Annotated in this window: 15 protein-coding genes and 1 tRNA gene; 10 read left to right on the top strand and 6 right to left on the bottom strand. The window is 72.6% G+C overall.

Going from position 1 to position 25,381, the window contains the following annotated elements:
• Nucleotides 1-192: 192 nt before the first annotated feature.
• The gene (locus tag AC07FV_RS11515; protein ID WP_479086469.1) at nucleotides 193-2,970 is read left to right on the top strand and encodes a glycosyl hydrolase; all 2,778 of its coding nucleotides are present in this window, start codon (nucleotides 193-195) and stop codon (nucleotides 2,968-2,970) included.
• Nucleotides 2,971-3,036: 66 nt separating this feature from the next.
• Here the strand turns inward: AC07FV_RS11515 and AC07FV_RS11510 are convergent, their stop codons facing one another.
• Complete coding sequence (locus AC07FV_RS11510; protein WP_479086467.1) at nucleotides 3,037-4,071, bottom strand: alpha/beta hydrolase; 1,035 nt, start codon at nucleotides 4,069-4,071, stop codon at nucleotides 3,037-3,039.
• A gap of 272 nt (nucleotides 4,072-4,343) precedes the next feature.
• On the opposite strand from AC07FV_RS11510, the gene AC07FV_RS11505 reads away from it, so the two are divergent.
• The 5 genes from AC07FV_RS11505 to AC07FV_RS11485 all read left to right on the top strand — a co-directional run bounded on the left by AC07FV_RS11505 (nucleotide 4,344) and on the right by AC07FV_RS11485 (nucleotide 11,840).
• Entirely contained in the window at nucleotides 4,344-4,862 is a 519-nt protein-coding gene (locus AC07FV_RS11505) for a hypothetical protein (protein WP_479086465.1), read from the top strand.
• Nucleotides 4,862-6,253, top strand: a complete 1,392-nt coding sequence (locus tag AC07FV_RS11500) for a hypothetical protein (RefSeq protein ID WP_479086463.1) — start codon at nucleotides 4,862-4,864, stop codon at nucleotides 6,251-6,253. The genes AC07FV_RS11505 and AC07FV_RS11500 overlap by 1 nt, the downstream gene beginning before the upstream one ends.
• Nucleotides 6,250-7,680 (top strand): vWA domain-containing protein, encoded by a 1,431-nt coding sequence (locus AC07FV_RS11495; protein WP_479086461.1) that lies wholly within the window; start codon nucleotides 6,250-6,252, stop codon nucleotides 7,678-7,680. Before AC07FV_RS11500 ends, AC07FV_RS11495 begins: the two co-directional genes overlap by 4 nt.
• Nucleotides 7,681-7,755: 75 nt before the next feature.
• Nucleotides 7,756-8,880 carry an ATP-binding protein gene (locus tag AC07FV_RS11490; protein WP_479086459.1) on the top strand — a complete coding sequence of 375 codons (1,125 nt, stop codon included), beginning with the start codon at nucleotides 7,756-7,758 and terminating at the stop codon, nucleotides 8,878-8,880.
• Complete coding sequence (locus AC07FV_RS11485; protein WP_479086457.1) at nucleotides 8,877-11,840, top strand: DUF5682 family protein; 2,964 nt, start codon at nucleotides 8,877-8,879, stop codon at nucleotides 11,838-11,840. Before AC07FV_RS11490 ends, AC07FV_RS11485 begins: the two co-directional genes overlap by 4 nt.
• A 447-nt stretch (nucleotides 11,841-12,287) precedes the next feature.
• Here the strand turns inward: AC07FV_RS11485 and fusA are convergent, their stop codons facing one another.
• Nucleotides 12,288-14,345: an elongation factor G gene (gene fusA / locus AC07FV_RS11480; protein ID WP_479086455.1), complete on the bottom strand. Its 2,058-nt coding sequence runs from the start codon at nucleotides 14,343-14,345 to the stop codon at nucleotides 12,288-12,290.
• A 500-nt stretch (nucleotides 14,346-14,845) separates the two neighbouring features.
• Nucleotides 14,846-14,930: transfer RNA gene (locus tag AC07FV_RS11475), tRNA-Leu, on the bottom strand.
• Nucleotides 14,931-15,071: 141 nt separating this feature from the next.
• Here AC07FV_RS11475 and AC07FV_RS11470 point away from each other — a divergent pair.
• A complete protein-coding gene (locus AC07FV_RS11470) occupies nucleotides 15,072-16,400 on the top strand; it encodes a DUF2254 domain-containing protein (protein ID WP_479086454.1) in 1,329 nt (442 codons plus the stop codon).
• A 31-nt stretch (nucleotides 16,401-16,431) separates the two neighbouring features.
• Here the strand turns inward: AC07FV_RS11470 and AC07FV_RS11465 are convergent, their stop codons facing one another.
• The 3 genes from AC07FV_RS11465 to sucC are packed head-to-tail and all read right to left on the bottom strand — an operon-like array spanning nucleotide 16,432 to nucleotide 20,044.
• Nucleotides 16,432-17,988 (bottom strand): aldehyde dehydrogenase family protein, encoded by a 1,557-nt coding sequence (locus AC07FV_RS11465; protein ID WP_479086453.1) that lies wholly within the window; start codon nucleotides 17,986-17,988, stop codon nucleotides 16,432-16,434.
• Complete coding sequence (gene sucD, locus AC07FV_RS11460; protein WP_479086451.1) at nucleotides 17,985-18,887, bottom strand: succinate--CoA ligase subunit alpha; 903 nt, start codon at nucleotides 18,885-18,887, stop codon at nucleotides 17,985-17,987. The genes AC07FV_RS11465 and sucD overlap by 4 nt, the downstream gene beginning before the upstream one ends.
• Nucleotides 18,888-18,901: 14 nt before the next feature.
• Nucleotides 18,902-20,044 carry an ADP-forming succinate--CoA ligase subunit beta gene (gene sucC / locus AC07FV_RS11455; protein WP_479086449.1) on the bottom strand — a complete coding sequence of 381 codons (1,143 nt, stop codon included), beginning with the start codon at nucleotides 20,042-20,044 and terminating at the stop codon, nucleotides 18,902-18,904.
• 142 nt (nucleotides 20,045-20,186) lie between these two features.
• Here sucC and AC07FV_RS11450 point away from each other — a divergent pair, with 142 nt between their 5' ends.
• From AC07FV_RS11450 to AC07FV_RS11440, 3 genes are read left to right on the top strand one after another with little or no spacing between them, the layout of a single operon-like run.
• Nucleotides 20,187-21,869 (top strand): thiamine pyrophosphate-binding protein, encoded by a 1,683-nt coding sequence (locus AC07FV_RS11450; protein WP_479086447.1) that lies wholly within the window; start codon nucleotides 20,187-20,189, stop codon nucleotides 21,867-21,869.
• 9 nt (nucleotides 21,870-21,878) lie between these two features.
• On the top strand, nucleotides 21,879-23,120 hold the full coding sequence (gene frc, locus AC07FV_RS11445; protein ID WP_479086445.1) for a formyl-CoA transferase: 1,242 nt from the start codon (nucleotides 21,879-21,881) through the stop codon (nucleotides 23,118-23,120).
• Between the two features lies 1 nt (nucleotide 23,121).
• A complete protein-coding gene (locus AC07FV_RS11440) occupies nucleotides 23,122-25,269 on the top strand; it encodes an acetate--CoA ligase family protein (RefSeq protein ID WP_479086443.1) in 2,148 nt (715 codons plus the stop codon).
• Nucleotides 25,270-25,381: the final 112 nt, after the last annotated feature.

Here is a 25,381-nt window from a genome sequence, read left to right as displayed (position 1 = left end):
TCGGCGGCCGTGTCCCCGCATCGCCGGCATCCGGCCTCCTCACCCCGGAATGCGACGCGAACATCTGATGGGAGACGGCCGTGGCAAGTGCCGTCCGTGTTCAACCTATTGACAGTGCATTACATCGGCTTTACGTTCCGCCCATCTGAGAGCGCTCTCAGAAACTCCCCCTGTCACGACTTGAGGTGACACATGCCAGCCCCACGCTTCAGACCGGCATCCGTTCTGCTGCTGGCCTCAGCCCTCGCCTTCGTCGGCCTGGGCCCGGCCGCCGCTCCGGCGGCCGCCGCCACCGTCCCCGTAGGCTCCGGCAGCTACTCCGACACCCGGCCGGCCGGCACGTCGGGTCCCACCACCAACACGGGAGCACCGGTCACGCCCAAGGTGACCGCGGCCGCCCGGAACCGGCCCGTGCCCACCAACGACTGGTGGTCCTCGCTCGCGTACCAGCGGTACGGCGACAACCCGTACTCGACCCCCATGTACGGGCACCCCCTCACCTACCAGGCCACGGCCGGCGGGCTCGACGTCGGCTACCCGACGTCCCCCGCGATCGTCGGCGACGGCCGCCAGTACGAGTACGCCCACAAGCGCGACCTCACCATCGGACTGACCGGCCTCAACTCCCCCGACACCAAGGCCGACGACTGGTCCGACTGGACGGTCACGCCCTACTGGTCCGACGGTGCCCGCACCCTGCGCACCACCATTGGGCACGGCTCCCCGTTCGTGTACGCCAAGGGCTCCGGCGGCAACGCCCAGATCACCACCGCCGGCGCGCCCGCAGTCTTCGCCGACCAGGGCAACGTCCTCGGCATCACCGTCGCCGGGCACCACTACGCCCTCTTCGCACCGACCGGCAGCGACTGGAACGTCTCCGGGTCGACCGTCACGGCGGGGCTCGGTTCCAAGGACTACTTCTCCGTCGCGGTGCTGCCCTCCACCGGTGCGCTGGCGACGTTCAAGAAGTACGCCTTCAGCTTCGTCACCGGCTCCAAGGTGTCCTGGAGCTATTCCGGGGGTGCCTCCAAGGCCACCTACACGCTGACCACCGAGGCGAAGGAGGGCACCGAGCGCGGCACGCTCCAGGCGCTCTACCGCCACCAGTGGCTGCACACCACGGACCCCCTCACCTCCTACACCTACGTCTCGCCGCGCGGCACCATGAAGGTCCGCGAGTCGGCCTCCTTCACCACCAGCCAGAAGGCCTCGGCGGTGCTGCCCGCGCTGCCGAAGTCGAACGGCGTGGACACCGCCCGGCTGCGCGGATACCTCAACGAGGTCGTGAACGCCTCCGACCCCTTCTCCGGGGCCGCCGACACCTACTGGACCGGCAAGGCACTCGGCCGCCTCGCCCAACTCGTGCCGGTGGCCGACCAGATCGGCGAGACCGCCGTCCGCGACCGGATGCTCGGCCTGCTGAAGGGCAGGCTCCAGGACTGGTTCACGGCGGGGGGCGCGAACGAGTTCAGCTACGACAAGGACTGGAAGACCCTCACCGGCTACCCCGCCTCCTACGGCAGCGACACCGAACTCAACGACCACCACTTCCACTACGGCTACTACGTGTACGCGGCGGCGATCATCGCCCAGTACGACCAGGCGTGGGCCGCCGACTCCGCGTGGGGCGGCATGGTCAAGACCCTCGTGCGGGACACCGCCAACCCCAGCCGCACCGACACCGCCTTCCCCTTCCTGCGCGGCTTCGACGTGTACGCGGGCCACAGCTGGGCCTCCGGTCACCAGGGCTTCGCGGCCGGCAACAACCAGGAGTCGTCCTCCGAGTCCACCAACCTCAGCGCGGCCCTGATCCTGTGGGGCTCGGCCACCGGCGACACCTCGCTGCGCGACCTCGGCACCTTCCTGCTGACCACCGAGTCGGAGTCGATCGCCCAGTACTGGTTCGACGCCGACGAGCAGGTCTTCCCGTCCTCGTTCGGCCATGACACGGCCGGCATGGTGTGGGGCAGCGGCGCCGCCTACTCCACCTGGTGGACCGCCAACCCCGAGGAGATCCACGGCATCAACGTCCTTCCCGTGACGGGCGGCTCGCTGCACCTCGGCGGCGAGAAGGCCGCGATCCGGCGCAACATCGCCGAGATGGAGCGGGAGAACGGCGGCCCGGCCGTCGAATGGCGCGACATCCTCTGGGAGTTCCAGTCGTTCGCCGACCCCGCTGCGGCCAAGGCCAAGTGGGATGCGGGGCACGCGGGCTACACCCCGGAACAGGGGGAGTCCAAGGCGCACACCTACCACTGGCTCAACACCCTCGACGCCCTCGGCGCGCCGGATGCCACCGTCACCGGGGACATCCCCACCTCCGCCGTCTTCACCAAGGGGACGACCCGGACCTACGCGGCCCACAACCACGGGTCGACGGCCCGCACGGTGACCTTCTCCGACGGCAAGACCCTGGCCGTACCGGCCCGTTCCACGGCGACCGGCTCCGGGTCGGGCTCGACGGACCCGGACCCCGATCCGGAGCCGCCGACCGGCAACACCTTCCAGCTGCGCAGCGGCGGCGCCCTGACCACGGCGACCGGGGGCACCGCGGGCAGCGACACCATCGCCTCCGGCGGCGGCGCCAACCACGACGGCAGCCCGTACCAGCCCCTCGTCTACGAGGTACGGGGCGTCAACGGCTCGCTCACCCCGGGCGCGTCGACCGCCTTCCGGCTCCAGGTGGACGCGGGCACCGCGGTCGGCCTCGGCCAGCAGGCGCGCGTCAGTTACGACTTCACCGGTGACGGCAGCTACGACCGGACGGAGACGTACCACTACTTCGCGACCGACCCGGTCAACGGATGGGAGGAGTACACGCAGGCGCGCGGCCTGAAGGCGTCGACGGGAACCCCGGCCGACCTCAGGGGCGGCAGCGTGCGCCTCGAGGTGTGGAGCGCCATCGGCAACGGCAGCGCCAAGCTCCAGACGGGCACGGACAAGTCCGTGCTGGTGATTCCGTACGGCTGAACCGGCGGAAGAGGGCATGCCACGACCCGGGGAGGACCGCTCCCCGGGTCGTGGCATGCCGGGAAGCTACCTGCCCCGGGGGTCCCCCACCCCGAGGGCGTCCAGCAGCATGGGGAGCGAGGCGTGCAGCTCGCGCTCCCAGTACGGCCAGGTGTGGGTGCCCGGGCCGTAGAAGTGGGTGGTCACCTTCTTCGCCCCCACCCGCTCCAGCTGTGCCGCCAGCGCATGGTTCTGCCTGTTGAAGTCCGCCTCCAGGGCGCTGGTGCTCCCCGGTGTGTCGAGGGGACCCGTCGTGCCGTCGCCGCAGGACAGGTACACCGGGATCGACCTGAGTCGCCGGGCGAGATGGAAGGGGTCGTGAGCCTCCCACACGCGGCGTTGCGCGACCGGGTCGCCCCAGACGCGGAGCGGGTCGTTGCCCTGGCCGGCGAAGAAGCCCAGGATGCGGTCGACGGACTCGTCGTTCAGGAGTGGGTGCGCCGAGCCGGAGTAGGCGGCCGCGGCCCTGAACATGCCCGGGCGGCGGGCCGCGTAGAGCAGGGCCCCCTGGCCTCCCATCGACAGGCCGGCCACGACACGGTCGTCGCCGGCGCCCCAGTCGCGTTCCAGCAGGCGGCGCAGCTCCACCGTGTGGAAGGTCTCCCAGGCCGGGTCGCCGCCCTTGCCGTGGTTCCACCAGTCGCTGTACCAGCCGTTCCAGCCGGCCTCCGGCATGACGACGAGGACGTCGCGCAGGCTCTCGGTCTCCGCCACGTCCGTCCTGCTCGTCCACGACGTGTAGTCGCCGCAGCAGCCGTGGAGGAGCCACAGGGTCGGCCAGTGCCGGCGCCGGCGGTCGTGCGGGTCCCAGCCGTCGGGGGTGAGGAGGCGGACCTGGACGGTCCGGCCGCCCAGGGCCGTCGACCGTACCGACAGGTCGACCTGCCGGTCCGCGACCCGGGTGACGGCCACGACCTCGGCGCCGGGGCGGGGACGGGTGGCGTCCGCTGAGCCCGCGGCCAGTGCCGGGGCGGCGGGCGCGAGGGTGGCCAGCAGGACGGTCAGGACCAGAAGGAGTCTGGCTCTGAGCGGGGTCAGGACGGTGGGCACGTTCGCGAACACGGCTGCTCCCTGCGGTGGGTTGCTGGTCGTCGCGGTGCGGTGCGGGCTTCTGTCACGGGTCCGGTCGTCGGTGCTCCGCTCTCCGTCGGCGCGGGCTTGGGCAGTCGCCCGACGTCCACTGCACAAGTAGCGACCTGTTCACGGGCGCCGTCAAGGTCGCGTCGAGGGGCGGTCGCGAGCGCCGAGGACACGATGGACGGAGGCGTTGTCAGTGCCTGCCGATAGATTCGATCTCGTTCCGCCGAGGTGGCGTGAACGCCCCCTTCGCTTGCATGGGAGATGGTGCGTTGTCCGTCTGGGAGAAGTCGAGCACGGCTCGGGTGGTGCCGCCCGCGCGGCCGAGGAAGCTGGCCAAGGTGCCGTTCGTCGAGCTGGCCGACGGCCGGTTGCAGGGTGTGGTCTCCAGCGGCTCGGACATCGGGCGCGTCTACGTGTCCTCGGTCGCGGCCGGGTCGTACGCGTACTCGTGCAGCACCAACAACAACCGCCCCTGCGGCGGGGCGCACGGCTCGTTCTGCAACCACATACGCGCGCTCGTCGGTGAGGCCGTGCTCCAGTACGGGGCGGAGCGCGTCGCCAGGTACCTGAAGGTCGACGCCGAGGACCCCGCCGACGCGCAGGTGCTCACCTACGCCATGACGTCCACGCGGCCCGGGCCCGGCGACGGCTCGGCGGCGGCCCAGGTCTTCAGCCGGTTCCTGCGGCACCTCGCCTACCTCGAACTTCCGGTCACCACCGCTCCGCTGCCCGAGATGCAGTGGTTCCCGACGACCAGGACGGTGGCCACCTGATGCGTGCCGATCTCCTTCTCGACGCGGTGGACGGTCTCGACGAGGCCCTCGCCGCCGTGGACGGCTTCGATGCCGCGCTCGTCGGCGGGCTGCTCCGCCCGCAGCCCGGGCAGGCCGAAGGGCTGGCCGCGCTCGCCGACGCCGTCGCCGGGTCGCCGCTGGCCTCGCGGGTGGCCGAGGCCGCCGACAAGACGATCGCCGGGGCCGGTGACGAGGGGCACTTCGTCGCCCTCGCCGCCGCCCGCACCGCTCTGCTCGGGTCCGTCCACGACGCGCTGGTCGACCGGGTGGAGGAGGCCGTCGGCCGACCCCGGGGTGAGGCCGCCGCCGCCCCCGCGGCCGGGGCGGAGCAGGCCGCCAATCTGCGCCTGGCCGCGCGCGGCTGGCTGTGCGACCTGGCGCGGGCCGGCTGGCGGGGCATCGACCACGAGCTGGTCGGCGGGGCCGCGCCCGTCGTCTCCGCGATGCTGCCGGACCCCGCGTCGCGCCGGCCGGCCACGCTGCTCGACGGGTTCGCCGCCGAGCTGGCCGCCTCCTGTCCCGGGGCGACGCTGGAGCGGGTGCCGGTGCGCCGCTGGGCCGACCTGTGGTCGCGGGCCCTGCTGCTGACGCTGCCGGGCGGCGACCCCGAACCGGTCGTGACCGAGGCGACCGGGCGTCTGCTGCCGCTCGGTGTCGACGTCCAGGAGCACGCCACCGCCGTACAGGCGCAGGTGCACGCGGTGTTCGAGCCCGCTGACGGCGGTACACCCCGGCTGGTGCGCGCCTCGGTGTCCGCACCGAAGCCCGACACGGTCGTCGGGGCCGGTCTGTGGCAGCTGCTGCGACCGCACATGTCGCTGCTGGCCGCCGTGAGCGAGGGCCGTTCCATGGACCTCGACGCGATGCCCCTGACCGCCGAGGGCGACCTCGTCTGGGACGACGCCCGCGCGCGTGCGGGTGAGCCCGCCGAAGCCTTCACCACCGCCCGGGTCGCGCTGCCCACCGCCGCCGCGTTCCCCGTGGCTCCCCTGGAGCGGCATCCGGCCCGGCTGGCGGTGCCGGTGCTGCTGGAAGGGTACGGCGTGGAGGAGGAGGACGGCCGGGTCGTCCTCCGGACGGCCGGAGGCCACCTCGGCGTCGACACCGACCGCCTGCCGGTCGCGGGGCCGCTCACTCCCGAGGTCGTGGCCTCGTCCGTGGCGTGCCTCGGGCTGCTGCGCTGGGATGCCGGGGAGTTCCTGCTCCAGCCACTCGCCGTCGAGCGGCTGGTGCGGAAGAAGGCCGTCGCGGTGCACGCCGGCGCCTGGGCCGGGGGGACGACCGACAAGGCGGGGGCCCGGGCCGAGAAGGCAGCCACGGACGCCGTCACCGTACTGCGCGAGCGCGCCGGAAAGCTGCTGCGGAAATGACCGGCCGCTCCCCCGGGCAGGCTCCCGGTCCCGCCCCCGATCCCGACGCGTCCGACAACCGCCGGCAGGTCCTCTACTGGCGGCTGCTCGCCCGGCTCTTCGACCCCGAGGAGCAGGCCACGCTGGAGTCGGCGAGTCTCGCCGTCGTCGAGGACATCGGCCTGCCTCCCGCCCTCCTGGACCCCGACGCGTCCGTCGGCTCCGTCGTGCAGCGCCATCCCGAACTCGCCGAGGAGTTCGACGGTTTGATGACGCCGGAGCCGGAGGAGGACGGTGAGCGCGACCGGGCCGCCGAGGTGCGGCGCGCGGCGCTGGCGTCGAAGGTCCTGCTGAACGTCTTCGCCTCCCGCCCCGGCAACGTCACCGCCGAACAGCTGGCGCGCTGGCAGTCCGACGCGGAGTGGCTGGAGCGTGCCCTCGGCTGCCGGCCCGGTGAACTGCGGGGCGGGCGGGGCACCGCGGGCCGGCCCGGCGGCGGCGTCAGCCCGACCGGTACGGGCGTCGGCGGGCCCACCCCCGACCTCAGCCGTCTCATCCCGGAGATCGGGCCGGCACTCGGCTCCATCGAGGCCGGCCTCGTGCAGCGCATGCGGCTGCGCGAGGTGCTGGCCGATCCCGCGCTGGCCGCCCGGCTGACACCCAGCATGTCCCTGATCGAGCAGCTGCTGCGCGACAAGGACAACCTCTCCGGCGTCGCGCTGGCCAACGCCAAGGCGCTGATCCGCCGGTACGTCGACGAGGTCACCGAGGTGCTCCGCACCCAGGTGGAGAAGTCCACGGTCGGTGAGCTCGACCGGTCCGTGCCGCCCAAGCGGGTCTTCCGCAACCTCGACATCGACCGCACCATCTGGAAGAACCTCACCAACTGGAGTCCAGAGGAGGAGCGGCTCTACGTCGACCGTCTCTACTACCGGCACACCAGCCGCAAGACGACACCCCAGCGGCTCGTCGTGGTGGTGGACCAGTCGGGTTCCATGGTCGACTCCATGGTCAACTGCACCATCCTCGCCTCCATCTTCGCGGGGCTGCCGAAGGTGGACGTCCATCTGATCGCCTACGACACGCAGGCGCTGGACCTCACCCCCTGGGCGCACGACCCCTTCGAGACACTGCTGCGCACCAAGCTCGGCGGCGGCACGGACGGCACGGTCGCGATGGCCCTCGCCCAGCCGAAGATCGCCGAGCCGCGCAACACCGTCGTGGTGTGGATCTCCGACTTCTACGAGTGGCGCCGGCAGGAGCTGTTCGACAGCATGGCCGCCGTCCATCGCTCGGGAGCGAGGTTCATCCCGGTCGGCTCGGTGACCAGCTCCGGGCGGGGCAGCGTCGACCCCTGGTTCCGGGAGCGGTTCAAGGACCTCGGCACCCCGGTGATCTCGGGACACATCAAGAAGCTCGTGCACGAACTCAAGACGTTCCTCACCTGATCACCGAGCGCCCGAGCGCCCGAAGGGGCCTCTCGTTCCGTTTCGTTGTGATCACCGCATGGAAAGGCCTTCCTCATGTCCGACCTGCTGCGCGCGCCCGCCGAGATCAAGTACGCGGAGGAGCTCGACTGGCTGGAGTCGATCGACGACAGCCCCAAGCCGTTCTCGTGGCGTCTGTCGCCGAAGATGGTCCGCCTGTTCATCCTCGGTTCCGAGCGCTCCGACGGCCTCGACCGGGAGGTCTCGCAGAAGTGGTTCGGTGACCGCAGCTTCGTCGAGCGGTCCATCGTGACCCTCGCCTCCGACCGCGGTCTGCTGCTCATCGGCGATCCGGGCACCGGCAAGAGCTGGCTGGCCGAGCTGCTGTCGGCGGCGATCAGCCGCAACTCCACGCTGGTGGTGCAGGGCACGGCCGGCACCACCGAGGACCACATCAAGTACTCGTGGAACGTGTCGATGGTCATCGCCAAGGGGCAGTCGCGGGAGTCGATGATCCCCTCGCCGATCATGACCGCGATGGAGGCCGGCTCCATCGGCCGGTTCGAGGAGCTGACCCGGTCGACCAGTGACGTCCAGGACGCTCTGATCTCCATCCTCTCGGAGAAGTACATCTCCGTGCCCGAGCTGGAGAGCGGGAGCGGGGACGACAACATCGTCTTCGCCAAGCCCGGCTTCTCGATCATCGCCACGGCCAACAGCCGCGACCGGGGCGTCAACGACCTGTCCTCCGCGCTCAAGCGGCGTTTCAACTTCGTCCGCATCCCGGTCGTGACTAACAAGAAGAGCGAGGCGGAGATCGTCCGCTTCCGCACCGAGGAGCTGCTGCGCCGGCACTCGATCGAGCTGGACGTGCCCCCGACCCTGCTCGACGTGCTCCTGCAGAGCTTCGCGGACCTGCGCGCCTCGGCGGCCGCGGCCGGCAGCGACGACGAGAAGCTGGAGTCCGCCCTGTCGACCGCCGAGCAGATCGGTGTCCTGGAGGACGCCGTGCTGCACAGCAACTTCTTCGGTGAGCGCGCCCTGACCGCCCGTGCCCTCGCGTCCTCGCTGGTCGGCTCGCTCACCCGCCGCGAGCCGGAGGACCTGGCCATCCTCAACAAGTACCTGCACGGTGTCGTCGAGCCGCGCAGCAAGGAGGAGGGCGGCTCCTGGCCCGAGTTCCTGGAGGGCGGCCGCGACGCGATCGCCACCCTGTCATGAGCGGGCCCCAGGAGAGCACGTCGTTCGCCGCGCTGCGCGGGCAGTTGCAGGAGGCGGCCGCCACGTTCGCGGGCGGACCGGACGCGCTGGAGGGCATCCTCCTCGGCCTGGTCGACGACGTCGACCGGGCGGTGCGCGAGCCGCTGGAGATCTTCCCGGTCTGTCACCACTCCCCCGCCTCGGCGACCGCCATGGCCCGACGGCTGCGCGCCAAGCAGCCGAAGGTCGTCTACGTGGAGCTGTGCGAGGACATGGCTCCGCTCCTCACCGAGCTGCGCAACTGCCGGCTGCCGGTGGCGGTGCAGGCGTTCGCCGGTGACGTGGACGGCTTCCCCGCCGAGTGGGCGCCGCTGTCGGTCGTCGCGCCGATCACCGAGGCGTCCGCCGAGTACCAGGCCATCGCGTACGCCCTCGACACGCCCGGGGTGGAGCTGGTCCTCGTCGACCGGTCGGCGGACCACGTATTCCAGTGGGACAGCAGGGGCGGGGAGGCGGCCGGCGAGACCCCGGCGGAAGGGGCTCCGGCCTCCGGTGAGCCCGAGGCCGCGCTGCACGGCGAGGCCGTCGGCGTCGAGATCGGCGACCTGCGTCCGCGCTTCGCCGAGCTGGAGGAGCACCTGCTGCGGCACGGCAAGGTGCGGCACTGGTCGGAGTGGTGGCACCAGTACGTCGAGGTGCCGCTCGGCGCGGGCACCGGCGACGGCGCCGCCGACCACGACACCTACCGCCAGGTCATGTTCCTCATCGGCAGCCTCTTCCGGCGGCTCGCCCCGGGCGACGGCGACCGGGTCCGGGTGGACGAGGACCGCGAGCGGTACATGTGGACGCGGATGCGGGAGCACATGGCGGCGACCGGGACGGATCCGTCGGACGCGCTGTACGTGTGCGGGGCCTTCCACGCGGCCAGCCGGGTGGCGGAGTTCGGGGTGGCGGGCAGCGACACGTTCACCATCTCGCCGCGTTCCGCCACCGCTTGGCAGTACGGGCTGATCCCGTCCAGTCACGCGGCGATCGAGGCGCAGTTCGGTCTCGCCGCGGGGTCGGTGTCGATCGCCGCGACCGAGTGGGCGAAGAGCCTGAAGCGGACCCGGGTGAAGCCGTTCCGCCTGGCGGGCCAGGCCGGGACGAAGAAGTCCGGGTCCGCGCGGAAGCAGGCGGCCGCCCCGGCACCGGAGCCCGTGGCCGCCGAGGACCGGCTGTCCGGCTTCCTGCGCAGGCCACCGGTGATCGACGGCCTGGACGAGGCGGAACTGCTCGGCTGGTCCGTGGACATCGTGCGCGCCGCCCGGCGCAACGGATACCTCGCCTCGACCGCCGACGCCATCGCCGTCTTCGAGACGTCGATCCTGCTCGCCGGGATGCGGGACCGGGCCAAGCCGACTCCGTACGACTTCCAGGACGCGGCGGTCACCTGCATCGAGAAGGACACCGTCCCCGGGCGGCGGGACGTGCGGCGCCTGGTCGAGATCATGATGGGCGGTGACCGGGTCGGCCAGGTCGGCTACGAGGCGCTGCCGCCGCTCGCCCGGGACGTGCACGACCGGCTGGCGCCGCTCGGGCTGAAGCTCCAGCAGCGGGGTGTGCAGCGGGCTCTGCTGGACATGGTCTCCCGGCCGGAGCTGCGGGCCTGTTCCGACGTGCTGTGGATGCTGCGGAGGCTGATGCCGCACGGTGCGGCCCGGCCGATCATGGGCGAGCGGCGGCTCGGCGAGCGCTCGATCCAGGAGTCGTGGGACCTGGCGATCGGCACCCACCAGCGGGCCCTCATCGAACTCGGCTACGAGGGCGTCAGCATCGAGCAGGTCCTGGAGCAGCGGCTGCGGCGGGACGCGTACGGGCCTCGGGCGACGACGGCGACCGTGCTCGCGGCGGTCGAGGACGCGACGCTGTACCTGGGCAGCCGGCGTCTCGCCGACGAGCTGGGCACCCACGCGCTGAAGGTCCTCGCCACCGAGCGCAGCGTCGACGGCGCGCCGGAGGTGCTGCGCCGGGTGCGCGGACTGCTGGCGTACTACCGGACCAGCGAGCCGGAGCTGCCCTCCTGGATCGAGTCGTTCGTCCGGACCGGCTACGCCCACTACTGCACGTTGCTGCCGACGGCGTTCCGGGACGAGGACGCGACGGTGGGGCAGGTCGCGGCGATGCTCGGCTTCCTGTTCAGCATGGAGGGCCTCGCGCTGTCCCTGGGGTGCGACCGGGCGCAGCTGGAGCTGGCGGTCGCCCAGTCGCACCCCGAGGAGCCGTCGAAGACGGCGCTGCTGTGGGCGGCCCAGGTGCAGCTCGGCACCCTGTCGCGGGACGGACTGCGCCGGCGGTGCGACGAGTTGCTGTCCAACCCGCTGGTGGTGCCCGCCTATCCGCGCTATCTCAACGGCTTCGTGCACGCGCTGGAGCCCGTGCCGGGGCTGGCGGACGTGGTGGTGGAGGCGGTGTCGAACGCGTTCGCGCGGCTGCCGGACGCCGTGCTGCTGCCGTGGCTGCCGCTGCTGATCACCACGATGCGCTCGGGCGCCGCGGAGCTGGCCCCGCTGCTGATCCGGGAGGCGGGACGGATCTTCCCGGGCCGGCTGGCGGCCCTGGACGCGTGGGTACCGCCGTGGCGGATGCCCGCCGCCGCGCCCGTACTCCGCCGGGCGGGGGCCGAGAAGCCCGGCCCCCGGGGAGCCGCGCTGCTGCCGGCGCACCCGGCGACCTGCGACGCGGTCGCGGAGCTGCTGGGCTGCGCCGGGGAGTGGGCCCAGCCCGGAGCGCCGACCGGAGCACCGGCCGGGCCGATGGGCGCCTCGCTCCTGGCCGCGCACCCGGCGGCCTGCGACGCGCTGGCCGGCCTGCTGGGGTGTGACGGGGAGTGGGCCGCGGAGGCCGCCTCCCCGGTCGGCGCCGCAGCCCGGGGGGCCGTGCTGACGATCCGGCACCCGGCCGCGGCGGAGGCGTGGGAGTCGCTGCTCGCGCGCGCCTGACCGCAGGGGCCGGCCCCGGTGGCGCCCGGGGCCGGCCTGTCGGGAGGGCCTCTCCCACAGGGAGTGTCGGGGAAGTGACGGGAACGTGGGCGCGCCGGCCTCGGGGACGTAGACCGTGCGTCGACGGTCGGTCGTGTCGTACCCCTGACCGAGGACGGTGCAAGGCCGGTGCGAGCCGGGTGCGGGCCCGGTGCGGGCCCGGTGCGAGCTGGGTGCGGGCCCGGTGCGGGCCCGGTGTGAGCCGGGTGCGAGCCCGGTGCGGGCCCGGTGCGGGCCCGGTGTGAGCCGGGTGCGAGCCCGGTGCGGGCCCGGTGCGAGCCCGGTGCGAGCCCGGTGCGAGCCCGGTGCGAGCCCGGTGCGAGCCCGGTGCGAGCCCGGTGCGAGCCCGGTGCGAGCCCGGTGCGAGCCCGGCCCCTCCCGCGTACGGGGAGGGGCCGGCCCGGTGCGCTAGCGGACGGCGGCCGGGGGCGGCGCCGGCGCGTAGCCGGTGGGCCGGGCACTGAACGTGCCGCGGCCCTGGGTGCGGCTGCGCAGCCGGGTCGCGTAGCCGAACAGTTCGGCCAGCGGCACGGTGGCGGTGACGACCGCCGTGCCGGCCCCCGTGTCGGAGCCCTTGACCCGGCCACGTCGGGCGGCCAGGTCACCGAGGACGCCACCGACCGCGTCCTCCGGCACGGTGACCGTGACCTCGACCACCGGCTCCAGCAGGACCATCGCCGAAACGCGCAGGGCGTCGCGGAGCCCGAAGCGGCCGGCGGTGCGGAAGGCCGTCTCCGAGGAGTCCTTGACGTGGGTGAGGCCGTCGACGAGCGTGACCCGCACGCCGGTCACCGGGTGACCGCCGAGAGGGCCCTCGGCCAGCGCGTCGCGGCAGCCGGCCTCGACCGCACGGACGAACTCCTGCGGCACGCGCCCACCGACGACCGCGGAACGGAACACCAGGCCCCGTTCTTCCGTGTCCTCCTCCCACGGCTCCACGTCGAGCACGACGTGCGCGAACTGCCCCGCGCCGCCGTCCTGTTTGACGTGCCGGTACACGAAGCCGGACACGCCCTCACCGACCGTCTCGCGGTACGCCACGCCTGGGCGGCCGACGGCGACCTCGAGACCGTGCTCGCGCCGTACGCGCTCCACCGCGACCTCCAGGTGCAGTTCCCCCATGCCCGACAGCACGGTCTGACCGGTCTGCGGGTCGGACCGGACGGCGAGCGAGGGGTCTTCCTCGGTCAGCCGGGCGAGCGCGGTGGCCAGTCGGTCCGTGTCCGCGGAGCGACGCGCCTGGACCGCCACGTGCACGACGGGCTCGGCGACACCCGGGGGTTCCAGGACCAGGGGGTCGTCCGGTGCGCACAGGGTCGAGCCGGCGCGGGCGGACTTCAGCCCGACCACGGCGACGATGTCCCCGGCGACCGCCCGTTCCAGCGGGTCGTGGCGGTCGGCGCACACCCGCAGGATGCGGCCGATCCGCTCGGTGCGTCGTGCGCTCGCGTCCCACACGGTGTCCCCCTTCCCGATCGTGCCCGAGTACACCCGCAGGTAGGTCAGCCGTCCTGTCGGGGTGGCGTTCACCTTGAACGCCAGTGCCGCCATCGGCGCCGCCGGGTCGGCGGGCCGTTCCTGCTCCGCGGCACCATGGGTGCCGCGCACCGGGGGTACGTCCGACGGTGACGGCAGGTAGGCCACCACCGCGTCCAGCAGCGGCTCGACGCCGCGGTTGCGGTAGGCCGAGCCGCACAGCACCACCACGCCGTCGCCGCCGCGGGTCAGGTCGCGCAGGGCGGCGGTGAGGGTGGTCGCGTCGAGGGTCTCGCGGTCGCAGAACTCCTCCAGCGCGGCCGGGTGGCGTTCCGCCACCGCCTCCTCCAGCAGTCGCCGCCTGCGCGCCGCTTCCTCACGCAGGGCGTGCGGGACCGGCCCCTCCTCGGCCGTGTCGGAGCCGTCGGCCCACACCAGGGCGCGCATGCGCAGCAGGTCGACGACGCCGGTGAAACCGTCCTCCGCGCCGATCGGCAACTGCACGACCAGCGGCACCGGGTGCAGTCGCTCACGGATCGAGGCGACGGCCGCGTCGAGGTCGGCGCCCGCCCGGTCCATCTTGTTGACGAACGCGATCCGCGGGACCCCGTGCCGGTCCGCCTGGCGCCACACGGACTCGCTCTGCGGTTCCACCCCGGCGACGGCGTCGAACACGGCGACCGCGCCGTCCAGCACGCGGAGCGAGCGTTCGACCTCGTCGGCGAAGTCGACGTGCCCCGGAGTGTCGATCAGGTTGATCCGGTGGCCGTCCCAGGAGCAGCTGACCGCCGCGGCGAAGATGGTGATCCCGCGGTCGCGTTCCTGCGGGTCGAAGTCGGTGACGGTCGTGCCGTCGTGGACCTCGCCGCGCTTGTGAGTGGTGCCGGTGGTGTAGAGGATCCGCTCGGTGACGGTGGTCTTGCCGGCGTCGACGTGGGCGAGGATGCCCAGATTGCGGACGGTGGTGAGGGTGCTGACATGGGTGCGCACGGCCCGTGGCCCTTCGCTGGTCTGTGCAGGGGGCGGCGCGATCTCCCGGGACGGCGGACGCTCGCGGCGGCGGCCGGCGGCACTCCTGGTGCCGGAGGTGCCGGAGGTACCGGCGGTGCTGCGGTACCGGTATCGGTACCGGCGTGGCCGAGCGGGCGTACGTCAGTGCGTCGTCGCGGGTTTCCGGTGCCGGCCGCGCAGCGGACACCGGACGGCCGGAGACACGAGGATCACCTCGTACCGGGCCGGGGGAACGACGGCAGCGGTGCGGATGCGCACGGCCCGGCTCCCCTCGTTCGGTCTCGATGTCGTGGTGAGTGTAGGGAAGCCGGAAGCGCCGGCGCATCGCATTTACCGGGGCTCGCGTACCGCTCCCGGGGCGCCTCGTCGTCTCCGTGCGGGAGACCGCGAAGGGATGGGTGCGGTTCCGGAGCAGCGCGGAAAACGCGCAATGCCGGCCGGGATCTCTCCCGACCGGCATCACGTTGCTGCCTGTCTTGTGTCCGAGGGGGGACTTGAACCCCCACGCCCGATAAAGGGCACTAGCACCTCAAGCTAGCGCGTCTGCCATTCCGCCACCCGGACCAGGTGTCTGTCGCTGTGCGGGGTGCTCCCCCGCGGCGACATGGACAACCATACCAAGCTTTCGCAGCGCCTTTCACCTGCGTTTCCTTCGCCTGAGCGGCGGTCCGGGACCGACGGCTCCGCGGCGCCTAGGGTCGGACCATGAGTGACTGGAAGGTTACCCAGGGTCCGCTTCCGCGTCGTCGGCCGCGGCCGCTGTCGCCGCTCAGGGAGCATCTGCGGGACACGTTCTGGTTCGCGCCCACGGCGGCCATGGTGGGCGTCTTCGTGGTGTGGCTGGTGGCACAAGAGCTGGACGCCGCGCTCGTGCGGGCGTTGCAGGACGAGGGGGACTACGAGACCCTCGCCGAGCTGCTGCGGTTCGCGGACGACGCGAGGACGGTGGTGTCCGCGGTCGGCTCGGCGATGATGACGTTCATCGGTGTGGTGTTCAGCATCTCGCTGGTCGCCGTGCAGATGGCGAGCGGGCAGTTCACCCCGCGGGTGGTGCGGCTCTTCGTCCGCAGCCGGATCACGAAGGCGACCTTCGCCGTCTTCCTCGCCACGTTCGTGCTGACCCTGCTCGTCCTGACCAGTTACGACAGCACCCCCGACCCGCGTGACACCACGTCGGTGCCCCTGGTGCAGTCGGTGCTCACCCTCGCGATGGTCGCGCTCAGTCTGCTGCTGTTCGTGATGTACGTGAACGCGACGCTGCGGCTGATGCGGGTCAGCCATGTGATCGCCCGGATCGCCGCGGAGTCCTTCCGGGTGGCGGCGCAGATGCCGGGGCCGACGGGTGGCGGGGTGCCCGCCCTCGGTCCGGTGACCGGGTGGGTCGCCCACGAGGGGCGTGCCGGTGTGCTGCGGGACGTGCACACCGCCCGGCTGGTGCGGGTGGCCCGCAGGCACGGAGTGGTCCTGCGGCTGGTCCCGCGGATCGGTGACTTCCTGGTGCCCGGCACTCCCGTCCTCGCGGTGCACGGCGGACAGGCTCCGCCGCGCGCGAGCCTGCGGTACGCCCTGGCCGTGGGGGTCGAGCGGACCTTCCACCAGGATCTGGCGTTCGGGTTGCGCCAGCTGTCCGACATCGGGCTGCGCGCGCTGTCCCCGGCGGTGAACGATCCGACGACCGCCGTGCAGGCGCTGGACCGGGTGGTGCAGATCCTGGCCGACCTGTCCCGGCGGCCGCTGGACCCCGTCGAGCACCGGGACCGGCACGGCGCCGTCCGGCTGGTGCAGCCCGTGCCGGGCTGGACCGAGCTGGTGGATCTCGGGTTCGCGGAGGTCAGGGGCTGCGCCGTGGAGGCCCCGCAGGTCACGCGGCGGATGCTGGCCGGGCTCGACGACCTGCTGAGGCTCGCGCCGCCGGAGCGGCGCGAGCCTCTGCGGCGCCACCGCGAGCTGTTGCGGCAGGCCGTCGAACGGACCGCGCCGAGCGCGGCGGACCGGGCCTTCGCCCTGGAGCCGGACCGCCAGGGCATCGGCTGACGGCCTCCCGCCCCGCCCGGTGCCCTCGGCCCTACGGCATGAGGTGGTGGTCCGGGAAGTTCCCCGGCAGCCGCTCCCCCGCCGGTCCCCGGGTGACGGCGCGTACCAGCAGCTCGCCGCCTACGAAGGCCCCGCGCCAGGACGCGCCGTGTCCGCCGAACAGCTCGTCGCGGTCCCCGCGGGAGCGCGGGACACCGTGGCCGACCTTGAACGCGCGGATCTGCGGCGCGAGCCTGTCGTACGTCGCCCGGTCGTCGGTGGCGAGCGTGGCGACCAGCGCGCCGTTCGAGGCGTTCATCGCGGCGAGCAGCTCCGCCTCGGTGTCGACCAGGACGACGGTGTCGACCGGGCCGAAGGGCTCCGCGTGGTGCAGCGGTGAGGACCGGGGCGGATTCAGGAGGGTGACCGGCTGGACGTAGGCAGAGGTGTCCTGGCCGGGCAGGAAGCGGGCGTCGGCGGCACTGCCGCGGTACAGGGGGACGGCGCCCCGGTCGACGGCCTCGGCGACCTGGTCGTGCAGCTCCTTCGCCTTGGACGCGTTGATCACCGGCCCGAAGTCGAGCCGCGGGCAGGGGTCGTGCGGTGCCTCGACGGCGAGCGGGTGGCCGACGCGCAGGGTGCGGACCGCCGGGAGGTACGCCGCGAGGAACGCGTCGAACTGCCGGCGCTGGACGACGAAGCGCGGGTAGGCGGTGCAGCGCTGCTTGCCGTAGTCGAAGAGCTTCGGGATCACCGCCGTGAGCGCGGCCCAGTCGGTGAACTCCCAGACGCCCCAGGTGTTGAGTCCCTCCTGTTCGAGGATGTGCCGCTTCCCCAGGTCGGCGACGGCCGTGGCCACGGCGGCACCGGTGTCGCGGCCGCCGACGAAGGAGACGCAGCCGATCTCGGGCGCCCGCACCAGGGCCGGCGACAGCTCGCCCCCGCTGCCGCTGACGAGGGTGACGGGGACGCCCTCGCGCGCGGCGAGGGCGCAGGCCAGGGTCAGGCAGGCGACACCGCCGTCGGTGGGGGTCTTGGCGATGACCGCGTTGCCCGCCAGGGCCTGCACCAGCAGGGCGTGGACCAGCACGCTCATCGGGTAGTTCCAGCTCGCGATGTTGGACACCGGCCCCTCCAGCGGTGCCCGGCCCTCGGTCATCGCCTCGATGCCGTCGACGTACCAGCGCACCCCGTCGACGGCCCGGTCGACGTCGGCCTGCGCGAGCCGCCAGGGTTTGCCGATCTCCCAGACCAGCAGCAGTGCGAGGAGCTCGCGGTGCTCGGCGAGGGCGTCGAGGGCGGCCGCGACGCGGGCGCGGCGTTCGGGCAGGGGGACGTGGCGCCAGGCGCGGTGCTGGTCGAGGCAGGCGCGTACCGCCCGGTGGGCCGTCGCCCCGTCCAGCCGGGGCGGGCCGGAGACCGGGGTGCCGTCCACGGGACTGACGGCGGGCAGGACCCGGCCGTCCGCCCGCCAGGCACCGTCCCAGAGGTTGAGGACCCGGTCGTCCCGGAACGCCTCGGGGGCGACGGCGAGGCAGCGGCGCCAGGCGTCGGTCCAGGAGGTGCCGTGCTTGAGGGTGAGGGCGGCGCCCCCGGTCCCGGCCGTCATGCGGAAACCCCGTCCCGGATCTCGCCGCCGAGTACGGCGACGACATGCCGTGCCGTCTCGGTCGGTGTGCTCCCGACCCGTACGCCGGCCGCCTCCAGCGCCTCCTTCTTGGCCCGGGCCGTGCCCGAGGAGCCGGAGACGATGGCACCGGCATGGCCCATGGTCCGCCCCTCGGGCGCCGTGAAGCCGGCGACGTAGCCGACGACCGGTTTGGTGACGTGGTCGCGGATGTAGGCCGCCGCGCGTTCCTCCGCGTCGCCGCCGATCTCGCCGATGAGGACGATCAGCTCGGTGTCGGGGTCGTCCTGGAAGGCGGCCAGGCAGTCGATGTGGCTGGTGCCGACGACCGGGTCGCCGCCGATGCCGACGCAGGTCGAGAAGCCGGTGTCGCGGAGTTCGTGCATGAGCTGGTAGGTGAGGGTGCCCGACTTGGAGACCAGGCCGACCGGGCCGGGCCGGGCGATGTCGGGCGGGATGATGCCCGCGTGGGACTGGCCGGGGGTGATCAGGCCGGGGCAGTTGGGGCCGATGATCCGGGTGCCCCGGGCCCCGGCGTACGCGGTGAGGGCGACGGTGTCGTGGACGGGGACGCCCTCGGTGATGACGACGGCCAGGCCGATGCGGGCGTCGGCGGCCTCGAGGACCGCGGCCTTGGCGAAGGCGGGCGGCACGAAGACCACGGTGACGTCGGCGCCGGTGCGCTCGACGCCCTCGCGGACCGACCCGAAGACCGGCACCGCGCGCTCCGCGAAGTCGACGGTGCGGCCCGCCTTGCGCGGGTTGACGCCGCCCACCACGTCGGTGCCGGCGGCGAGCATGCGGCGGGCGTGCTTCATGCCCTCGGCGCCGGTCATGCCCTGGACGAGGACCTTGCTCTCCTTGGTGAGGAAGATCGCCATGTCGACCTGTCTCCTTATCCGGCGGTGGTCGCCGCGGTGGCGAGTCGGGCGGCACGGCGGGCGGCGCCGTCCATGGTGGTGGCCTGTTCGACCAGGGGGTGGGCGCGGGCGGCCAGCACGGCCCGGCCGCGCGCCGCGTTGTTGCCGTCCAGGCGGACGACGAGCGGTGTGGTGAGCCGGACCTCCTCCAGCGCCCGGACGATGCCGTCGGCGACCTCGTCGCAGGCGGTGATGCCGCCGAAGACGTTGACGAGGACGGATTTGACGGCGGGGTCGGAGAGGACGACCGACAGGGCGTCGGCCATGACCCGGGCAGAGGCGCCGCCGCCGATGTCGAGGAAGTCGGCGGGCCGGGCACCGCAGCCGGCGACCGCGTCGAGCGTCGACATCACCAGCCCGGCGCCGTTGCCGATGACCCCGACCTCGCCGTCGAGCCGGACGTAGTGGAGGCCCTTGGCGGCGGCCCTCGCCTCCAGCGGGTCGGCGGACGCCGCCTGCTCGCCGTCCGGGCGGGGGTGACGGAAGCGGGCGTTGTCGTCGAGGGTGACCTTGCCGTCGAGGGCCACGATGCGGCCCCGGGTGGTCCGCACGAGCGGGTTGACCTCGACGAGGAGGGCGTCCTCGCGGACCAGCACCTCCCACAGCCGTACGAGCGCGTCGACGCTCTGCGCCGGCAGGCCCGCCGCCGCCGCGACGCGTGCCGCGACGGCCGGGGTCACGCCCTCGTCCGGGTCCACGGGGACGCGGACCACCGCTTCGGGGCGCTCGGCCGCCACGTCCTCTATCTCCGTGCCGCCTTCCGCGCAGGCGATGGCGAGGAAGCGGCCGGCCGAGCGGTCCAGGACGTAGGACACGTAGAACTCGCGGTCGACGTCGACCGGTTCGGCGAGCATCACGGTGGCGACCGTGTGGCCCCTGATGTCCATGCCGAGGATCTCGCGGGCCGCCCGTTCGGCCGCGACGGGGTCGGCGGCGAGCCGCACACCGCCCGCCTTGCCCCGTCCGCCGGTCTTCACCTGCGCCTTGACGACGGCACGTCCGCCGAGCCCGCGGGCGATCTGACGTGCCCGGTCCGGCGAGTCCGTGACCTCGGCCCTCGGGACCACGATGCCGTGTGCTGCGAAGAGTTCCCTTGCCTGGTGTTCGTACAGGTCCATCTCGGCTCCTGACTGAAAGTGCCGCACGCCCCCTGGACACCACCCACCGGATGCGGGATAACAAGCTTCATACAGTATTCGTCGACTGTATGCAATGTACGCGAGAGCGCCCCAACCCCTCGTGAAGGGACAGGACTTCGCCATGCCCGACGGCACCCAGGACGTCATCTCCGGCGGTCACCTCGTCGCCAAGGCACTCAAGGCCGAGGGGGTCGACCGCATCTACACGCTGTGCGGCGGCCACATCATCGACATCTACGACGGCTGCGTCGACGAGGGCATCGAGGTCGTCGACGTACGCCACGAGCAGGTCGCCGCGCACGCCGCCGACGGCTACGCCCGCATCACCGGCAGACCCGGCTGTGCGGTGGTCACCGCCGGACCGGGTACGACCGACGCCGTCACGGGCGTCGCCAACGCCTTCCGCGCCGAGTCCCCGATGCTGCTGATCGGCGGTCAGGGCGCGCACACCCAGCACAAGATGGGGTCCCTCCAGGACCTGCCGCACGTCGACATGATGACGCCGATCACCAAGTTCGCGGCGACCGTGCCGGACACGGCCCGCGTCGCCGACATGGTGTCGATGGCGTTCCGCGAGTGCTACCACGGGGCGCCGGGCCCCTCCTTCCTGGAGATCCCGCGCGACGTGCTCGACGCCGAGGTGGCGGTGGACAGGGCCCGCGTGCCGAAGGCGGGGGCCTACCGTGCCTCGACGCGCTCGCCGGGTGACCCGGAGGCCGTCGAGAGGCTCGCCGACCTGCTGGTGCACGCGGAGAAGCCGGCCGTCCTGCTCGGCAGCCAGGTGTGGACGACCCGCGCGACCGAGGCGGCCGTCGAACTGGTCCGCACCCTGAACGTCCCGGCGTACATGAACGGCGCCGGACGCGGCACGCTGCCGCCCGGCGACCCGCACCACTTCCAGCTGTCCCGGCGCTACGCCTTCTCGAACGCCGACGTCATCGTCATCGTGGGCACGCCCTTCGACTTCCGCATGGGCTACGGCAAGCGGCTCTCCCCGGACGCGACGGTCGTGCAGATCGACCTCGACTACCGCACCGTCGGCAAGAACCGCGACATCGACCTCGGGATCGTCGGCGACGCCGGCCTCGTCCTGAAGTCGGTGACCGAGGCCGCCTCCGGGCGGATCGACGGGGGCGCGGCGCGGCGCAAGGAGTGGCTCGACGAACTGCGCGCCGCCGAACGCACGGCGCTGGACAAGCGGCTGCCGCAGCTCAGGTCGGACGCCTCCCCCATCCACCCGTACCGGCTGGTCAGCGAGATCAACGACTTCCTCACCGAGGACTCGGTCTACATCGGCGACGGCGGCGACATCGTCACCTTCTCCGGTCAGGTCGTGCAGCCCAGGTCACCGGGCCACTGGATGGACCCGGGGCCGCTCGGCACGCTCGGCGTCGGCGTCCCCTTCGTGCTCGCGGCCAAGCAGGCGCGGCCCGACAAGGAGGTCGTCGCGCTCTTCGGCGACGGCGCCTTCTCCCTCACCGGCTGGGACTTCGAGACCCTCGTCCGCTACGACCTGCCCTTCGTGGGCATCGTCGGCAACAACTCCTCGATGAACCAGATCCGCTACGGCCAGGCCGCCAAGTACGGCAAGGAGCGCGAGCGGGTCGGCAACACCCTCGGGGACGTCCCGTACGACGCGTTCGCGCGGATGCTCGGCGGCCACGGCGAGGAGGTCCGCGACCCCGCCGACATCGGGCCGGCCCTGCGCCGGGCCCGCGAGTCCGGCAAGCCGTCCCTGGTCAACGTCTGGGTGGACCCGGACGCGTACGCCCCCGGAACCATGAACCAGACGATGTACAAGTGAGGTGGCACCATGACGGACACGCCGGCGAAGGCCCTTGAAGGCGTCCGCGTCCTGGACATGACGCACGTGCAGTCCGGTCCCTCCGCGACCCAGTTGCTCGCCTGGCTCGGCGCGGACGTCGTGAAGCTGGAGGCGCCCACCGGTGACATCACCCGGGGGCAGCTGCGCGACCTCCCGGACGTCGACTCCCTCTACTTCACGATGCTCAACTGCAACAAGCGGAGCATTACCCTCAACACCAAGTCCGCGCGCGGCAAGGAGATCCTCACCGAGCTGATCCGCCGCTCGGACGTCATGGTCGAGAACTTCGGGCCGGGCGCGGTGGACCGGATGGGCTTCACCTGGGAGCGCATCAGGGAGATCAACCCGCGGATCGTGTACGCCTCCGTCAAGGGGTTCGGCGAGGGCCCGTACACCGGCTTCAAGGCGTACGAGGTGGTCGCGCAGGCGATGGGCGGATCGATGGCGACGACCGGTTTCGAGGACGGGCCGCCCCTGGCGACGGGGGCGCAGATCGGGGACTCGGGCACGGGTGTGCACGTCGTGGCGGGCATCCTCGCCGCGCTCTACCAGCGGGAGCGCACCGGACGCGGTCAGCGGGTGAACGTGGCCATGCAGCACGCGGTGCTCAACCTCTGCCGGGTCAAGCTGCGCGACCAGCAGCGCCTGGCCCACGGCCCGTTGGCCGAGTATCCCAACGAGGACTTCGGCGACGAGGTCCCCCGCTCCGGGAACGCCTCCGGCGGCGGCCAGCCGGGCTGGGCGGTCAAGTGCGCGCCGGGCGGTCCGAACGACTACGTGTACGTCATCGTCCAGCCGGTCGGCTGGCAGCCGCTGAGCGAGCTGATCGGCCGGCCCGAGCTGGCCGAGGACCCCGAGTGGGCGACGCCCCGGGCCCGGCTGCCGAAGCTGAACAAGATGTTCCAGCTCATCGAGGAGTGGTCGTCCACCCTCCCCAAGTGGGAGGTGCTGGAGCGGCTCAACGCGCACAGCATCCCGTGCGGGCCGATCCTGTCCACCAAGGAGATCATCGAGGACCCCTCCCTGGTCGCCAACGAGATGGTCGTGACCGTCCCCCACCCCGAGCGCGGCGAGTTCGTGACCGTCGGCAGCCCGCTCAAGCTCTCCGACTCCCCCGTGGAGGTGCGCACCTCTCCGCTGCTCGGCGAGCACAACGAGGAGGTCTACGTCGGTGAACTGGGCCTCGGCGACGAGGAACTGCGGCTGCTCAAGTCGAACGGGGTGATCTGACATGGGGACCGAGGACCGGGTGGCGCGGGTGCGCCGGCTCCTGGACTCCGTGCGGGCCGCGGGCCGCACCGCGCTCACCGCGCCCGAGGGCAAGGTGCTCGCCGACGCCTACGGGATCGCCGTACCGGGCGAGGAGCTGGCGCGGGACGTCGACGAGGCGGTGGCGTGCGCGGCGCGGTTCGACGGGCCGGTCGTGATGAAGATCGTCTCGCCGGACATCCTGCACAAGACCGACGCGGGCGGTGTGGTCGTCGGCGTTCAGGGCGCGGCGGACGTGCGGGCGGCGTTCCGCCGGATCGTCGACGGTGCCCGCGCGTACGACGCGGGGGCCCGCATCGAGGGGGTGCAGATCCAGGAGCTGCTGCCCGAGGGGCAGGAGGTCATCGTCGGCGCGGTGACCGACCCGACGTTCGGGAAGGTGGTGGCCTTCGGGCTCGGCGGGGTGCTCGTCGAGGTGCTCAAGGACGTCACGTTCCGGCTGGCGCCCGTCGACGCCGACGAGGCGCTGTCCATGCTGGACTCCATCCGGGCGGCGGAGGTGCTGCGCGGGGTGCGCGGGCGGGCCGGGGTGGACCGGCGGGCGGTGGCCGAGCAGATCCGCCGGGTCTCCGAACTCGTCGGCGACTTCCCGGAGATCGCCGAGGTGGACCTCAATCCGGTGATCGCCACGTCCGGGGGCGCGGTGGCCGCCGACATCCGGGTGATCCTCGCGACGGAGGCGCCGAAGGAGCGCCGCCGGTACTCGCGCGAGGAGATCCTCACCTCGATGCGCCGCCTCATGCAGCCGACGTCGGTCGCCGTGATCGGCGCGTCCGGTGAACCGGGCAAGATCGGCAACTCGGTGATGCGCAACCTCGTCGACGGCGGTTTCGCGGGCGAGATCCACCCGGTGAACCCGAAGGCCGATGACATCTTGGGCCGCAAGGCGTACAAGAGTGTCACCGACGTTCCCGGTGAGGTGGATGTGGCGGTCTTCGCGATCCCGGCGCGGTTCGTGGCCGCGGCTCTGGAGGAGGTGGGGCGCAAGAAGATCCCCAACGCGGTGCTGATCCCCTCCGGGTTCGCGGAGACCGGTGAGCACGCGTTGCAGGACGAGATCGTGGCGGTCGCCGAGCGCCACGGTGTGCGGCTGCTCGGCCCGAACATCTACGGCTACTACTCGACGTGGCAGGACCTGTGCGCCACGTTCTGCACACCGTACGACGTGAAGGGCGGGGTGGCGCTGACCTCGCAGTCGGGTGGCATCGGGATGGCGATCCTGGGCTTCGCGCGGACGACGAAGACGGGCGTGTCGGCGATCGTCGGCCTCGGCAACAAGGCGGACCTGGACGAGGACGACCTGCTCACCTGGTTCGGCGAGGACCCGCACACCGAGTGCATCGCGATGCACCTGGAGGACCTGAAGGACGGCCGCGCCTTCGTCGAGGCCGCGCGGGCGACGGTGCCGAAAAAGCCGGTCGTGGTGCTCAAGGCGGGGCGCACGGCGGCGGGTGCGCGGGCCGCCGGCTCGCACACCGGGGCGCTCGCCGGGGACGACGCCGTGTACGACGACATCCTGCGGCAGGCCGGGGTCATCCGGGCACCCGGCCTGAACGAGATGCTGGAGTACGCGCGCGCGTTGCCGGTGCTCCCCGCTCCGGCCGGGGACAACGTGGTGATCATCACCGGTGCCGGTGGCAGCGGGGTGCTGCTCTCGGACGCGGTGACGGACAACGGGCTGACGCTGATGGAGATCCCGCCGGACCTGGACGCCGCGTTCCGTGCGTTCATCCCGCCGTTCGGGGCGGCGGGCAACCCGGTGGACATCACCGGGGGCGAGCCGCCGTCGACGTACGAGGCGACGCTGCGGCTCGGTCTGGAGGACCCGCGCATCCACGCGCTGGTCCTCGGCTACTGGCACACCATCGTCACGCCGCCCATGGTGTTCGCCGAACTCACCGCGCGCGTGGTGGCCGAGTTCCGCGCGCGCGGCGTCGAGAAGCCCGTGGTGGCCTCCCTCGCCGGCGACGTGGAGGTGGAGGAGGCGTGCCAGTACCTCTTCGACCGCGGGGTCGTGGCGTATCCGTACACCACCGAGAAGCCGGTGGCGGTGCTGGGCGCCAAGTACCGGTGGGCGCGGGCCGCGGGGTTGTCGGGGGGCGGCTCATGAGGTGAGTCGGCGGGGGGACGTACGGCGTGGGGTTTAAAAACGGCCAAGTAAAACTATGGTCCCTAAAAACGTTTTGCAAGGGGGATTTCTTAAAACCCCCCCCCACAAAAAC

The sequence above is a fragment of the Streptomyces sp. NPDC045956 genome, assembly GCF_056430705.1.
This window is presented reverse-complemented; position numbering and strand designations above follow the sequence as displayed.